At 73.9% G+C, this 13,288-nt stretch carries 12 protein-coding genes; 4 read left to right on the forward strand and 8 right to left on the reverse strand.

Annotation, left to right across the window (positions count from 1 at the left end; all coding sequences use genetic code 11):
- Positions 1–33: 33 nt before the first annotated feature.
- Positions 34–477 (reverse strand): RrF2 family transcriptional regulator, encoded by a 444-nt coding sequence (locus ACIQOW_RS14500; protein ID WP_401084019.1) that lies wholly within the window; start codon positions 475–477, stop codon positions 34–36.
- A gap of 285 nt (positions 478–762) precedes the next feature.
- Here ACIQOW_RS14500 and ACIQOW_RS14505 point away from each other — a divergent pair, with 285 nt between their 5' ends.
- The 3 genes from ACIQOW_RS14505 to ACIQOW_RS14515 all read left to right on the forward strand — a co-directional run bounded on the left by ACIQOW_RS14505 (position 763) and on the right by ACIQOW_RS14515 (position 4,300).
- Positions 763–2,412 carry a beta-propeller fold lactonase family protein gene (locus ACIQOW_RS14505; protein ID WP_401084021.1) on the forward strand — a complete coding sequence of 550 codons (1,650 nt, stop codon included), beginning with the start codon at positions 763–765 and terminating at the stop codon, positions 2,410–2,412.
- Positions 2,413–2,513: 101 nt separating this feature from the next.
- On the forward strand, positions 2,514–3,173 hold the full coding sequence (locus ACIQOW_RS14510) for a transcriptional regulator (RefSeq protein ID WP_401084023.1): 660 nt from the start codon (positions 2,514–2,516) through the stop codon (positions 3,171–3,173).
- Positions 3,170–4,300 (forward strand): aminotransferase class I/II-fold pyridoxal phosphate-dependent enzyme, encoded by a 1,131-nt coding sequence (locus ACIQOW_RS14515; RefSeq protein ID WP_401084025.1) that lies wholly within the window; start codon positions 3,170–3,172, stop codon positions 4,298–4,300. The genes ACIQOW_RS14510 and ACIQOW_RS14515 overlap by 4 nt, the downstream gene beginning before the upstream one ends.
- 140 nt (positions 4,301–4,440) lie before the next feature.
- Here ACIQOW_RS14515 and nagB read toward each other — a convergent pair whose 3' ends face one another.
- The 3 genes from nagB to ACIQOW_RS14530 form a co-directional block, all read right to left on the reverse strand.
- Positions 4,441–5,223: a glucosamine-6-phosphate deaminase gene (gene nagB / locus ACIQOW_RS14520; RefSeq protein WP_188299614.1), complete on the reverse strand. Its 783-nt coding sequence runs from the start codon at positions 5,221–5,223 to the stop codon at positions 4,441–4,443.
- A 287-nt stretch (positions 5,224–5,510) separates the two neighbouring features.
- Positions 5,511–5,918, reverse strand: coding sequence for a hypothetical protein (locus ACIQOW_RS14525; protein WP_401084028.1), 408 nt, complete (start codon positions 5,916–5,918; stop codon positions 5,511–5,513).
- A gap of 171 nt (positions 5,919–6,089) precedes the next feature.
- Positions 6,090–7,079: an SDR family NAD(P)-dependent oxidoreductase gene (locus ACIQOW_RS14530; RefSeq protein WP_401084029.1), complete on the reverse strand. Its 990-nt coding sequence runs from the start codon at positions 7,077–7,079 to the stop codon at positions 6,090–6,092.
- A 294-nt stretch (positions 7,080–7,373) separates the two neighbouring features.
- On the opposite strand from ACIQOW_RS14530, the gene ACIQOW_RS14535 reads away from it, so the two are divergent.
- Positions 7,374–8,474: a calcium:proton antiporter gene (locus tag ACIQOW_RS14535; protein ID WP_401084031.1), complete on the forward strand. Its 1,101-nt coding sequence runs from the start codon at positions 7,374–7,376 to the stop codon at positions 8,472–8,474.
- A 352-nt stretch (positions 8,475–8,826) separates the two neighbouring features.
- Here the strand turns inward: ACIQOW_RS14535 and ACIQOW_RS14540 are convergent, their stop codons facing one another.
- The 4 genes from ACIQOW_RS14540 to ACIQOW_RS14555 form a co-directional block, all read right to left on the reverse strand.
- Complete coding sequence (locus ACIQOW_RS14540) at positions 8,827–9,777, reverse strand: 4-(cytidine 5'-diphospho)-2-C-methyl-D-erythritol kinase (protein WP_401084033.1); 951 nt, start codon at positions 9,775–9,777, stop codon at positions 8,827–8,829.
- On the reverse strand, positions 9,774–10,094 hold the full coding sequence (gene fdxA, locus ACIQOW_RS14545; protein ID WP_401084035.1) for a ferredoxin: 321 nt from the start codon (positions 10,092–10,094) through the stop codon (positions 9,774–9,776). The genes ACIQOW_RS14540 and fdxA overlap by 4 nt, the downstream gene beginning before the upstream one ends.
- A gap of 107 nt (positions 10,095–10,201) precedes the next feature.
- A complete protein-coding gene (ispG, locus tag ACIQOW_RS14550; RefSeq protein WP_401084037.1) occupies positions 10,202–11,341 on the reverse strand; it encodes a flavodoxin-dependent (E)-4-hydroxy-3-methylbut-2-enyl-diphosphate synthase in 1,140 nt (379 codons plus the stop codon).
- Between the two features lie 147 nt (positions 11,342–11,488).
- Positions 11,489–13,276, reverse strand: coding sequence for a 1-deoxy-D-xylulose-5-phosphate synthase (locus ACIQOW_RS14555; protein ID WP_401084039.1), 1,788 nt, complete (start codon positions 13,274–13,276; stop codon positions 11,489–11,491).
- Between the last annotated feature and the right edge of the window lie 12 nt (positions 13,277–13,288).

Genomic DNA, 13,288 nt, shown 5'->3' on the forward strand with positions numbered 1-13,288 from the left:
CGGTTGGCGGGACGGATCAGGTGGCGGGACGGCTCAGGCGGTGGGGCGGGCGGTGAGGCTGAGCAGGACGGGCCCGGTGGGGGAGGCCACCAGGTCGTCGACGGAGAGGTGGTCGAGCGCCGCGAAGAACGCCTCCTGGGCGCCCCGGAGCGCCCCGCGCAGCCGGCACGCGGCCCGCAGCGGGCACGGCGGGTCGTCCTCGCAGCCGACCACGTCCCCGACGCCCTCCAGCTCCCGCAGCAGCAGGCCGATGGAACCGGTCCGCCCCGCGAAGGTGAGCATCAGCCCGCCGCCGCGACCGCGCCGGGCCTCCACCACCCCCAGGTGCTGGAGCCGGCTGACCACCTTCGCCGCGTGGGTGTACGGCACGCCGACCGACTCGGCCACCTCGCGGGTGGTCGGGGTGTCGCCCTCGCCCAGGACCGCCAGTCGCATGGCGATCCGCAGGGCGATGTCGGTGCTCTTGGTCAGCCTCACGTTCGAAACGCTATCCGAATACGACTCCTCGACTCCAATTTCCTGCACGACTTCGATCGAGACACTCGTCACGTCGCCCCGTACCCCTCGTCCGAGTGGAGCCGGGCGCCCCGGGCCGGGCGCCGGCCGGTGTCCGCGTCGCGATCGGAACTGAACAGTTGGCGACATTAACCACCACTCCCTGACGGAACGTCAGGACTGCTTCTACGCTTCCCCCGGCTCAGAACCGGCCAGGCACCACCGCACCACCGCACCGCCCGTATCGCCGAGCAGCTGGAGAGATCCGTGAGCAGAACCCGCACACCCCGTCGCACCCTGACGGCCGTGGCCGCGATATCCGCGACCACGGCCGTGCTGCTGTCGCTGCCCGCGACCGCCGAGGCCGTCACGCCGCCGCCCGCCGTCGCCGCGCACGTGGCGGTGGCGCCGTACCCGGCGGGCGTCGCCCTGACGCCGGACGGCGGCCACGCCTACGTGACCAGTCAGAGCAGCGGCACCGTGAGCGTGCTGGACACCGCGAACAACACCGTGTCCGGCAGCTTCACCGCCGGGACGGGGTCGTACGCCGTGGCCGTGTCGCCCGACGGGCACCGCGCCTACCTGACGCACCACCTCGACAACACCGTCAGCGTCGTGGACACCGCCACCGGGGCCGTCGCCGCGACCGTTCCGGTCGGCGCCCAGCCCTGGGGCCTGGCCCTCTCCCCGGACGGCTCGCACGCCTACGTGGCGAACGCCGGGGCCGCCACCGTGAGCGTGCTGGACACCTCCTCCGGCACCGTGACCGCGACCGTTCCGGTCGGCGCCGAACCGCACGGGCTGGCCGTCTCCGCCGACGGCAGGCGGCTGTACGTCGCCACCTCCGGCGCCAGGGCGGTGACCGTGGTCGACACCGTGAGCAGCACGGTGAGCGGCACCGTCCCCGTCGGACACGGCGTCTTCGGCCTGGCGCTCAGCCCGGACGGCACCCGGCTGTGGGCGGCCGACGGTGACGACGGCACCGCCGCGGTGATCGACACCGCGGCCGGCACCGTCCTGGGCACCGTCGCGGTCGGCTCGGGGCCGTACGCCGTCACGCTCTCGCCGGACGGCGCGGCGGCCTACGTCTCGAACTACGCGGACAACACACTGAGCGTGGTGGACACCGCGAGCCGGACGGTCACCGCGACCGTCCCGGTGGGCGCGAGTCCGTACAGCCTGGCCCTGACCGCCGACGGGCGGCGCGGCTACCTGGCCGACTTCACCGGCGGCGCCGTCGACGTGGTCGACTTCCCGCTGCCGGTGCCCGCCGTGACCGGGATCGCCCCGAACAGCGGCTCCGGAGCCGGCGGCACCGTGGTGACGATCACCGGCACCGACCTGGCCGGCGCCACCGCCGTGACCTTCGGCGCGGCCGGCGCCGCCACCTCCTTCAGCTGCACCAGGACCGGCTGCACCGCGACCGCCCCCGCCACCACCGTCACCGGACCGGTGGACGTCCGGGTCACCGGGCCCGGAGGCACCAGCGCGGCCGTCGCCGCCGACCGCTTCACCTACACCGCCCCCGCCGCCCACCTGGGCGTCGCGCTCACCGCGACCCCGGTGGCCGGGGTGTTCTCCAACCGGGTCGACTACACCGTCACCCTCACCGGTCAGGGCCCCGACCCGGTCACCTCCGCCACCGTCACCGCCGACCTGCCCGCCGGGCTGACCGCGACCTCCGGTGACTGCACCGTCGCCGCCGGGAAGCTCAGCTGCGCGCTGACCGCCCCGCTGGCCAAGGGCGCGAGCACCACCCGACACCTCTCGATCACGGTCGGCCTGTTCGACCTGATCCGCAGCTGGGACGTCACGGTGGCCCGCACCGCCGGGGCACCCGCCGACCCCTCGCCCGCCACCAGTCGGGCCGCCCGCAGCTGTACCTCCGTCCTCGGACTGCTGATCACCTGCAAGTAGCACCCGCGCGGACCCCGGCCCGGGCCCTGCCGGAACCTTCCGGCGGCCTGGGCCGTCGTGCCCTCTGGACGGAGCGTCCGAGTCGGACGTACAGTCCGGTCATGCCCTCTGCGGACAACCACGACCCGCGCGTCCGGACCTGGTCACCGGTCTGCCGCGCGCTGACACTGCTGCTCGGCCCGTACGCCGAGGTGGTGCTGCACGACACCGGTACCGACCGGGTCCTCGCGATCTGGAACCCGATGACCCCCCGGGTCCCCGGTGACCCCTCGCTGCTCGGCGAGCTGGACGGGATCGACCCGTCCGCCCCCGACGTCTACGGCCCGTACGAGAAGCTGCTGCCCGACGGCCGGCGGCTCTCCTCGGTCAGCGCCGTGCTGCGCGACGACGACGGCAGGCCCACCGCCGTCCTCTGCGTCAACCTCGACCGGGGCCCGCTGGAGCAGGCCGCCGCCCTGCTGGCGGGCTTCGCCGCTCCCACCGCGCCGCGCCCCGAACCGCTCTTCGAACGAGACTGGACCGAGCGGATCAACGACGTGGTCGGCGGCTACGTCCGCGCCCGGGGCCGTCCGCTGGAGCGCTTCACCCGCGAGGACCGGCTCGCCGTCCTGGGTGAACTCGACCGGGCCGGGGTGTTCGCCGTCCGGCGCGCCGTCCCCGTCGTCGCCACCGCGCTGCGGATCTCCCGTTCCACCGCCTACGGCCTGCTCGCCGAGCTCAAGCAGCACCCCGCGGGCCCCACCGAGGAAGGCCGACAGTGACCAGACTCCCCGACTTCCGGCTCGAAACCCACTTCTCCCGCTGGGAGTTCACCGCCCGGCACCACCTCACCGCCTCCGACGCGCAGACCATGACGATGGCCGAGCTGCTCGCCCTGGCCGGGCCCGAGGACCGCGAGGCCTGGGACACCCTGGCCCTCGGCTACACCGAGACCTTCGGCGACCCCGGGCTGCGCCGCGCCGTCGCCGGGATGTACGAGCGGGTCGGCGAGGACGACGTGATCTGCTTCGGCGGCGCCCAGGAGGGGCTCAACCTCGCCATGCAGGTGCTGCTGGAGCCGGGCGACCACGCGGTGGTGCTGACGCCCGGCTACCAGTCCGCCGAGACCGTTCCGCTCTCGCTCTGCGAGGTCACCGGCGTCGCGCTGGACGAGGACCGGGACTGGGCGCTGGACCTGGACGCGGTCGAGGCGGCGCTCCGGCCGAACACCAGGGTGGTGTCGGTCAACTTCCCCAACAACCCGACCGGCAAGGTGATCGACGCCGCCGACTTCGTGCGACTGGCCGAACTCTGCGACGAGCGCGGCGTCCGGCTCTTCTCGGACGAGGTCTACCGCGGCCTGGAGCGCGACCGGGACCGCGTCCTGCCGCAGGCCGCCGATCTCTCCGAGCGCGCCCTGTCGCTGAACGTCACCTCCAAGTCGCTCGGCCTGCCCGGGCTGCGGATCGGCTGGATCGCCTGCCGCGACCGGGAGTTGCGCTCCCGCCTGGAGCGCGCCAAGCACTACACCACGATCTGCAACTCGGCGCCGAGCGAGGTGCTGGCCCGGATCGCGATCACCGCCAGGGAGCGGATCCTGGCCCGCAACCGGGCCGTCATCGCGGAGAACCTGCCGCTCTTCGACGCGTTCTTCGCCGAGTTCGCCGACCTCTTCGAGTGGCGGGCGCCGGACGGCGGCTGCGTCGCCTTCCCGCGCTACCTGGGCGCGGACGGCGTGGCGGAGTTCTGCACCGCGCTGGTCGAGCAGGCGGGCGTGCTGCTGCTGCCCGCGGACATCTTCCGCTCGGAGCTGACCCCGACCCCGGCCGACCGCTTCCGGATCGGCGTCGGCCGCCGTGACCCGGGCCCGGGGCTGGAGGCCTTCGGCGACTGGCTCCGCCGGCGCTGAGCACCGTCCGCGCCTGCCGTCCGCGAACGACGAACGGCCGCGCACGACGAACGGCCGGGACCGCGAACGGCCGGGGCGCCGGCCACCGGGATGATCCGGTGACCGGCGCCCCGGCAGTCAGGGCCGCTGCCCCGGGGTGCTCAGAGCTTCTGCCAGGCCGGCTTGGCCGCGTAGGTGTCGCGGAAGTAGTCGGCGAGCTTGAGGCGGGAGGCGGCCGCCTCGTCCACCACCACGGTGGCGTGCGGGTGCAGCTGGAGCGCCGAGGCCGGGACGGCCGCGGCCAGCGGGCCCTCGACGGCGAGTGCGACGGCCTCGGCCTTGGCCTCGCCGGTGGCCAGCAGGACCAGGTGACGGGCCTCCAGGATGGTGCCGATGCCCTGGGTGATGACGTGGTGCGGGACCTCGTCGATGCTGTCGAAGAAGCGCGCGTTGTCCTCGCGGGTCTGCCGGGTCAGGGTCTTGATCCGGGTCCGGGAGGAGAGCGAGGAGCAGGGCTCGTTGAAGCCGATGTGGCCGTCCGTGCCGATGCCGAGCAGCTGGAGGTCGACGCCGCCGGCCTCGGCCAGCGCGCGGTCGTAGGCGATGGCCGCCCCGGCGATGTCCGACGCGTTGCCGTCCGGGCCCAGGAAGGAGTCCTCGGTCAGGCCGAGCGGCTCGACGACCTCCTTCAGCACCACCGAACGGTAGGACTCCGGGTGGCCGGCGGGCAGGCCGACGTACTCGTCCAGCTGGCAGATGCGCGCCTTGGCGGCGTCCAGCCGGCCGTCACGGACCTGCTCGGCCAGGGCCTGGTAGATGGGCAGCGGAGTCGAGCCGGTCGCCACGCCGAGCAGGGCGTCCGGCTTGTCGGTCAGCAGATCGGTGATCGCCGCGGCGATGAGTTCGCCGGCCGCCCGGGCGTCAGGGACGATCACGATTTCCATACTGGGTCCACCGTTCTGAGGCGATTCTGAGGTCTAGACCTCCGAGGTCTAGACCAGTTTGCCGTGAACGGGTGCCCCAGGTCCACCCGGGTCCGGTTCCCGGCGATCTTGCGCCGCCGGCCCTTCTGCCTGGTGGAACGGCCGGGGCCGGCCGTCGGGACGTGATGTCCCGGCGGCCGGCCCCGGCGTCGGCGCTGTCCGCCGCTTTCCGCTCCCCGCCGTCCGGACGGCTGCCCGGTCGTACGGACGGTGCGGGGTGCGGGGTGCGGTGCGTCAGCGGCCCGTGATCAGAACGGGTTGGTACAGGTGGTGATCTGCTTGCTGACGTCCAGCGCCGGTCCGGCGGTGGCGCAGATGATGCGGGGGGCGGTCGCGGTCACCCGCGGGGTGACCGCCTTGGCGGAGCCGAACCGCACGGTGGTCGCGGTGGCGACCGTCTCCCACGGGCTGCCCCACGCGGCCTGGGTGCGGACCTCGACCTGAACCATCGTCAACTGGCCGGGGTCGGCGCTGACCTGGGCGACGCCCACGATGCCCTCGCCGTCGGCCTGGTGCGAGATGCAGGGCCGGTTGAGCACCGTGGCGCAGACCGCGGTGTCGGTGCCGGACGTCGCCGCGGCCGCCATGGCCGGAGCCGCCGTCAGGCCGGCGATCCCTGCCGCCACCATCGCCACAGCTGCGATCCGAGCGCGCATGATACGAACCTCCTTGGAAATTAAGGGAATCTCACTCCTTGAGATGAGTCTTGCACACATCATGGACGTCAGGTGTGTGCGTTGCGTCACACTCATGGTGACCGTTCAACTACATCCTGCAACCATTCGTCCTCTGTTCAGCGCACGGACAACTCCAGTCCTGACGGATGATCAGTTCGTGGGCGGCGGCGCCATCCGCCGCCCGGCCGTCGCACCGCCGTCCACCGGCACCGAGGCCCCCGACTGGTAGGCGAAGTCCTCCGAGGCCAGCGCCAGGATCGCCCTCGCGATCTCCTCCGGCTCGGCCATCCGCTCCAACCCCTCGATGTTCAGCGGCCCGTAGGCCTTCTTGAACTGCGCCCACGCCGAGTCCGGGATGCCGGGCGGGCGGACGAAGGCGGTGTCCGTGGTGCCGGGGAGGATCGCGTTGACCCGGATGCCCCGCGTCCCGTACGCCAACGCCGCAGCCTTGACCAGCCCTTGGATCGCCCTTTTGCTCGCCGTGTACGCGCCGCCGTTCGGCCGGGCCTGCTCGGCGGCGGAGGAGGCGGTGCAGACGATCACCCCGCGCCCGGCCTTCAGCATGTGCGGGATCTGGTACTTGAGCGCCAGGAACACCCCGCGGGCGTTGGTGTCCAGCACGTCGTCCCACTCGGCCACGCTCAGCTCGTGCAGCAGCTTGGCACTGCCGATGCCCGCGTTGTTGACCGCGACGTCCGGCCCGCCGTACCGGGCCACGACCTGCCCGGTGAACCGCTCGACCTGCTCCGGGTCGCGCACGTCGGCCGGGAAGTACGAGGCCTCTCCGCCGGCCTGGCGGATCTCCTGCTCGACCTGGCGGCCGAGCGCCGCGCGCCGGCCGCAGAAGCCCACCAGGGCGCCCTCCCTGGCGAAGGCCAGCGCGGCCGCCCGGCCGATGCCCGAGGTGGCGCCGGTGATCAGCACCGCACGGCCGGCGAAGCGTGCCCCGGGGCGCCCGTCCTGGCGCTCCCCGGCGTCGGCCGTGGTCGCGCGCCGCCCGGCCGGGTCGGCCTGGGCCGGTCCGGCGCCCAGCGTGGTGGCGGCCGCCCCGGCGAGGCCCAGCGCGGAGGCGCCGAGCAGTGCCCGCCGGGCCGGTCCGGCGGGGGAGGTCGAGGGGGAGGAGGGGGAGTCGGTGTCCATGGCGGAGAGCCTGGCAGGGCCCGCTCCCGGGCCGCTTCGGCCGACCGGCCGGACCTCCCGGCCGGAAGGAGGAACCGCCTCCTCCCCGGGGAGGACGGCGGCCCGCGCCGGTGAGAGGACCGTGGCGACCACCGGGGATGTCCGGGCCAGGTTCGGCAACATGTCGACAAAGCTCTTCAGTGCCTTGGCGGCTACGGTGGGTGACCGTCGAAATGGGATGAGTTATGCCACATCCATACGTATCCCGGCGCGGGCACCCGGGTGACGGGCCTCCGGTCTGGAATCCTCGGCGGCATGATCACGAAGCTCCGCGCGGGTGCCGCGCAATGGACCGTCGTCGTTCCGGTGCTGTCGTTCCTCGTCCTCGCCCTGACCTGGCACGAAGAGCTGCCCGGCTGGGTGGTGGCGGTCGTCGCCTGCTTCCTGGTGGGCGCCGTGCTGGCCGCCGTGCACCACGCGGAGGTCATCGCGCACTGGTCGGGGGAACCCTTCGGATCCCTGGTCCTCGCGGTGGCGGTCACCGTGATCGAGGTCGCACTCATCGTGACGCTGATGGCCGACGGCGGGGACAAGTCCGCCACCCTCGCCAGGGACACCGTCTTCGCCGCCGTGATGATCACCTGCAACGGCATCCTCGGCCTGTCCATCCTGGTCGCCGCGGTCAAGTACCGGACGGCCGTCTTCAACGCCGAGGGCACCGGCGCCGCACTCGCCTGCATCGCCACCCTCGCGACCCTCAGCCTCGTGCTGCCGACCTTCACCACCAGCTCGCCCGGCCCGCAGTTCTCCACCACCCAGCTCGTCTTCGCCGCCACCGCCTCGCTCGTGGTCTACGGGCTGTTCGTCGCCACCCAGACCATCCGGCACCGGGACTACTTCCTGCCCGTCACCCCCGAGGGCCGGGTGCTGGACGAGGAGGAGCACGCCTCCCCGCCCACCCTGCGCGCCGCCGGGGTCAGCCTGCTGCTGCTCGCCGTCGCCCTGGTCGCGGTGGTGGGCCTGGCCAAGGGCGTGTCCCCGACCATCGAGAAGGCGGTGGACGACGCCGGGCTCCCGCACGCCGTGGTCGGCGTGGTGATCGCCCTGATGGTGCTGCTGCCCGAGACCATCGCGGCCCTGCGCGCGGCCGCCCGCAACCGGGTGCAGACCAGCCTCAACCTGGCCCTCGGCTCGGCGCTCGCCAGCATCGGCCTGACCATCCCGGCGGTCGCGATCGCCTCCAGCTGGCTCTCCGGGCCCCTCGTCCTCGGCCTCGACCCGGCGCACATGGTGCTGCTGAGCCTGACCATCGTGCTGCTCACCCTCACGGTCATCCCGCGCCGGGCGACCCCGCTCCAGGGCGCGGTGCACCTGGCGGTGCTCGCGGGGTACATGGTGCTGGCGCTGAACCCGTGAGGGCCCGTCGCCCGTAGTCGAGAGTGGAAGCCCCTGGCCCGTTCCCCCGCGCGGCCAGGGGCTTCCGGCGTTCCCGGGGGCGGTCCGGCGCCGTCGGCAGTGGGGCCAGTGGGGCTCGTGGTGAACCCGGCGGAGGGCGGTGGCCGTGGTTCCGGATGAGGGCCCTGGCTCACCCCCGTGGCCAGGGCCCCTCGTCGGACCCGGTGCAACCGTCGGTGAACCCCCGAGAGGGTTCCCGCCGTGGAACGACGGGGAGCCCCTGGTCCCGCAGCTGCTCGCGGGCCAGGGGCTCAGGGGCCTCCCGGCGTTCCACGCCGGGCCCGCTCCGCCGCGGCGCCCGACCGCCCCCCGTTCAGTCCGGGACCGCCGTGCAGCCGCCGGCCGGGCCGGCCGCGACGAGGACGTCGCGGTAGCGGCCGGTCGCGGACAGGGCGCCGGCCAGTGCCCCCGCCGCGGGCGCCGACTCCGTGAGGAAGGCGCAGGTCGGCCCCGAGCCCGAGACCAGGCCGGCCAGGGCGCCGTGCTCCGGTCCCAGCCGCAGCGTGTCCGCCAGCTCCGGGCGCAGGGACAGGGCGGCCTCCTGGAGGTCGTTGGCGTCCTTGACGGCCGCCGCGAGCAGGGCGGCGTCGCCGCTGTCCAGCGCGTCGGCCACCGCCGTCACCCGCTCCGCCGCGGGCCGTTCGCCGTGCGCGGGCCGCGTCCGGACCAGCCGGTCGTACTCCCGGAAGACCGCCGGGGTGGCCAGGCCCTGCGGGGACACCGCGAAGACCCAGTGGAACGCCCCGGCGCCGGAGGTCCCCAGCGGGGTGAGGAGCTCCCCGCGTCCGGTGCCCAGCGCCGCCCCGCCGTACAGCGGGAAGCCGACGTCGCTGCCCAGTTCCGCGGCCAGCAGGCGCAGCTCCTCCCGGGAGAGACCGAGGCCCCACAGCGCGTCGCAGCCCACCAGCGCGGCCGCCGCGTCGGCGCTGCCTCCGGCCATGCCGCCGGCGACGGGGATGCGTTTGTCGATGCGGACGGCGACGGCCGGGTCGGCCCCGGCGGCGCGGGCGATCAGACGCACCGCCCGCGCCGCCAGGTTGCCGTCGCCGGCGGGGACGCCGGCCGCACCGGGGCCCCCGACGGTGACGGTGAGCCGTGCTGCCGGGGCGATCCGCACCACGTCGTGGAGGCCGACCGCCAGGAAGACGGTGGAGAGCTCGTGGTAGCCGTCCGGGCGGAGGGGGCCCACCGACAGTGTCAGGTTGACCTTGCCCGGCGCCCGGACGGTGACCCCCGCCCGGCGGCCCGCTCCGGCCCGGTTCACGCCGTGCGAACCGGCTGTCCGGCGACGAACGGGTGGTCACGCTCGATCAGGCCGAGGCCGCCGGCGCCGCCGGGCGAGCCGAGGTCGTCGAAGAACTCGGTGTTCGCCCGGTGGTAGTCCTTCCAGTCCTCGGGCACGTCGTCCTCGTAGAAGATCGCCTCGACGGGGCAGACCGGTTCGCAGGCGCCGCAGTCGACGCATTCGTCCGGCTGGATGTACAGGGCCCGCTGACCCTCGTAGATGCAGTCGACGGGGCATTCCTCGATGCAGGCCTTGTCCTTGACGTCCACACAGGGCTGGGCGATGACGTAGGTCACGGGTGCTTCCTCCGGTCGGTATCAGTGTCGGTATCAGGGTCGGTGTCGGTGTCGTCGGCGGTGCTGTTGTCGGTGTGCGGTTGTCCGTGCGCGGCTCCCGCCGGGGCTCAGGCCCCGGACGAGTCGTCCTCCTCCTCCCGCCGCATCAGATCGGCGAGCTTGAACGCCTCCTCGATGAGCGTCTCGACGATCTTCGACTCGGGAACGGTCCTGACGACCTCGCCCTTGACGAAGATCTGCCCCTTGCCGTTGCCGGAGGCGACGCCGAGGTCCGCCTCCCTGGCCTCCCCGGGGCCGTTCACCACGCACCCCATGACGGCCACCCGCAGCGGGATGTCCATGCCCTCCAGCCCGGCCGTGACCTCCTCGGCCAGCTTGTAGACGTCCACCTGGGCGCGGCCGCAGGACGGGCAGGAGACGATCTCCAGGCCGCGCTGCTTGAGGTTCAGGGCCTCCAGGATCTGGAGACCGACCTTGACCTCCTCGGCGGGCGGCGCGCTCAGTGAGACGCGGATGGTGTCGCCGATGCCCTGGGAGAGCAGCGCGCCGAACGCGACGGCCGACTTGATGGTGCCCTGGAAGGCGGGGCCCGCCTCCGTCACACCGAGGTGCAGCGGGTAGTCGCACTGCGCCGCGAGCTGCTTGTACGCCTCGACCATGACGACGGGGTCGTTGTGCTTGACCGAGATCTTGATGTCCCTGAAGTCGTGCTCCTCGAACAGCGAGGCCTCCCAGAGCGCGCTCTCGACCAGCGCCTCCGGGGTGGCCCTGCCGTACTTCTTCAGGAGCCGGCGGTCGAGCGAGCCCGCGTTGACCCCGATGCGGACCGGAGTGCCGTGGTCCTTGGCGGCCCGCGCGATCTCGCGGACCTTGTCGTCGAACTGCTTGATGTTGCCCGGGTTGACGCGCACCGCCGCGCAGCCGGCCTCGATCGCGGCGAACACGTACTTCGGCTGGAAGTGGATGTCCGCGATCACCGGGATCTGCGACTTGCGCGCGATCGTCGCCAGGGCGTCGGCGTCGTCCTGGGTGGGGCAGGCGACCCGGACGATCTGGCAGCCGGACGCGGTGAGTTCGGCGATCTGCTGGAGCGTCGCGCCGATGTCGGAGGTACGGGTCGTGGTCATGGACTGGACCGAGACCGGGGCGTCGCCGCCCACCGGTACGGTCCCTACCTGGATCTGACGGCTGGTACGTCGTCGGGCCAGCCTCGGCGGTACCGTCGGCACTCCGAGAGCGACAGGCATGACAGGTCCCCAAGATGGTCGGCCGGTCCTGGCGGACCGGGCTGTGGCGGATGGCTGGGTGCTGTTGCGGGCCGCGGAAGCGGGGGAGAGGGGCGCCGGGGCGGGAGCGGGCGCGGCCCCGCCGACCGCCCGTCGGGGCGCCCGGTGTCAGCCGACGGCCAGGGAGACGGCGGCTGACCGACGGGTCTGCCACCCGGAGGGCAGGGCCTCCAGCAGCGCGTGGGCGAGCCGGCGGGGGGTGAGGCCGCCGGCCTCCAGGAGGTCGGCCCGCGAGCCGTGCTCCAGGAAGCGCTGCGGGATGCCGAAGACGTGCACCGGCAGGTCCGACCCGGCGTCGCTCAGCGCCTGGGCGACGCTCGCCCCCGCGCCGCCCACCCGGCCGCTGTCCTCGACCGTGGCGACCAGCAGGTGGCCGGTGGCGAGCGCGGTCAGTCCTGGCGGTACCGGCTTGATCCAGCGGGGGTCCACGACGGTGACGCCGACGCCCCGTTCGGCCAGCAGCCCGGCGGCGTCGAGGCAGGTGGCGGCCATCGCGCCGACGGCGACCAGGAGGATGTCCGGACGCTCGCCGCGGTGCAGGACGTCCAGTCCGGCGCGGACCTCCACGGCCGGGATGTCCGCTCCGCTGGAGCCCTTCGGGAAGCGCAGGGCGGTGGGGCCGTCGTCGCAGGCCACCGCCTCCCGCAGGGCGCGGCGCAGGGTGGCGGCGTCGCGCGGGGCGGCCAGCCGCAGGCCGGGCACCAGGTTCAGCAGCGACAGGTCCCACATGCCGTTGTGGGAGGGGCCGTCGTCGCCGGTCACCCCGGCCCGGTCCAGGACGAAGGTGACCGGGGCGCGGTGCAGGGCCACGTCCATCAGGAGCTGGTCGAAGGCCCGGTTGAGGAAGGTGGAGTACAGCGCGACGACCGGGTGCAGCCCGCCGAGGGCCAGTCCCGCGGCGGCGGTCACGGCGTGCTGTTCGGCGATGCCGACGTCGATGACGCGCTCGGGGTGGCGGCGGGCGAAGTCGCCGAGCCCGGTCGGGTCGAGCATGGCCGCGGTGACGGCGACCACGTCCGGCCGGTCGGCGGCGAGTTCGGCCAGCTCGCCGCCGAACACGGAGGTCCAGCTGGGGGTGCCCCCCGGGGCGCGGGCGGAGACGGCGCGCACGGCGTGGAAGCGGTCGGTGTCGTCCTGTTCGGCGGGGAGGTGGCCGCGGCCCTTCTCGGTGACGCAGTGCACCACCACGGGCCGGCGCAGGGCGACGGCCTCGCGCAGCGCCGCCTCCACGGCCTCGATGTCGTGGCCGTCCACCGGGCCGACGTAGCGGAGTCCCAGGCTCTCGAACAGGGTCTGCGGGGCGTCGCCCGCGCGCAGCTCGGCGAGGTGTCCGGCGACGGCGCCCGCGGTGGGGGCGTAGGAGCGGCCGTTGTCGTTGAGGACCATGACGACGGGGCGTTCGGGGGCGGCCGCGATGTTGTTGAGGGCCTCCCAGGCCATGCCCCCGGTGAGCGCGCCGTCGCCGAGCACGGCGACCACGGCGCGGTCGCCGCGCCCGAGCAGGGCGTTGGCGCGGGCGAGGCCGTCCGCCCAGGACAGCGAGGTCGAGGCGTGCGAGTTCTCGATGACGTCGTGCTCCGACTCGGCGCGGCTGGGGTAGCCCGACAGGCCGTCGGTGCGGCGGAGCGTGGCGAGGGCCGCGGTGCGGCCGGTGAGGATCTTGTGGACGTAGGCCTGGTGGCCGGTGTCCCAGAGGATCCGGTCGCGGGGGGAGTCGAAGACCCGGTGCAGGGCGATGGACAGTTCGACGACCCCGAGGTTGGGACCGAGGTGGCCGCCGTTGGCGGTGCAGGTGTCGACCAGCAGCCGCCGGATCTGCGGTGCCAGCGCGCGGGCCGCGGCCGGGGACAGGGCGCGCAGGTCCTCCGGCCCCCGGATCTCCTCCAGGCGTGGCATGGCACGGCCCTC

Source organism: Kitasatospora sp. NPDC091335, from assembly GCF_044757205.1.
Taxonomy (GTDB): Bacteria; Actinomycetota; Actinomycetes; order Streptomycetales; family Streptomycetaceae; genus Kitasatospora.

What these genes read in the sequence shown, in the direction of transcription:
- ACIQOW_RS14510 (WP_401084023.1), top strand. Translation starts at nt 2,514, where the DNA reads ATGCCCTCTGCGGACAACCACGACCCGCGCGTCCGGACCTGGTCACCG.
- nagB (WP_188299614.1), bottom strand. Translation starts at nt 5,223, where the DNA reads ATGGAAATCGTGATCGTCCCTGACGCCCGGGCGGCCGGCGAACTCATC.
- ACIQOW_RS14525 (WP_401084028.1), bottom strand. Translation starts at nt 5,918, where the DNA reads ATGCGCGCTCGGATCGCAGCTGTGGCGATGGTGGCGGCAGGGATCGCC.
- ACIQOW_RS14530 (WP_401084029.1), bottom strand. Translation starts at nt 7,079, where the DNA reads ATGGACACCGACTCCCCCTCCTCCCCCTCGACCTCCCCCGCCGGACCG.
- ACIQOW_RS14535 (WP_401084031.1), top strand. Translation starts at nt 7,374, where the DNA reads ATGATCACGAAGCTCCGCGCGGGTGCCGCGCAATGGACCGTCGTCGTT.
- ispG (WP_401084037.1), bottom strand. Translation starts at nt 11,341, where the DNA reads ATGCCTGTCGCTCTCGGAGTGCCGACGGTACCGCCGAGGCTGGCCCGA.
- ACIQOW_RS14555 (WP_401084039.1), bottom strand. Translation starts at nt 13,276, where the DNA reads ATGCCACGCCTGGAGGAGATCCGGGGGCCGGAGGACCTGCGCGCCCTG.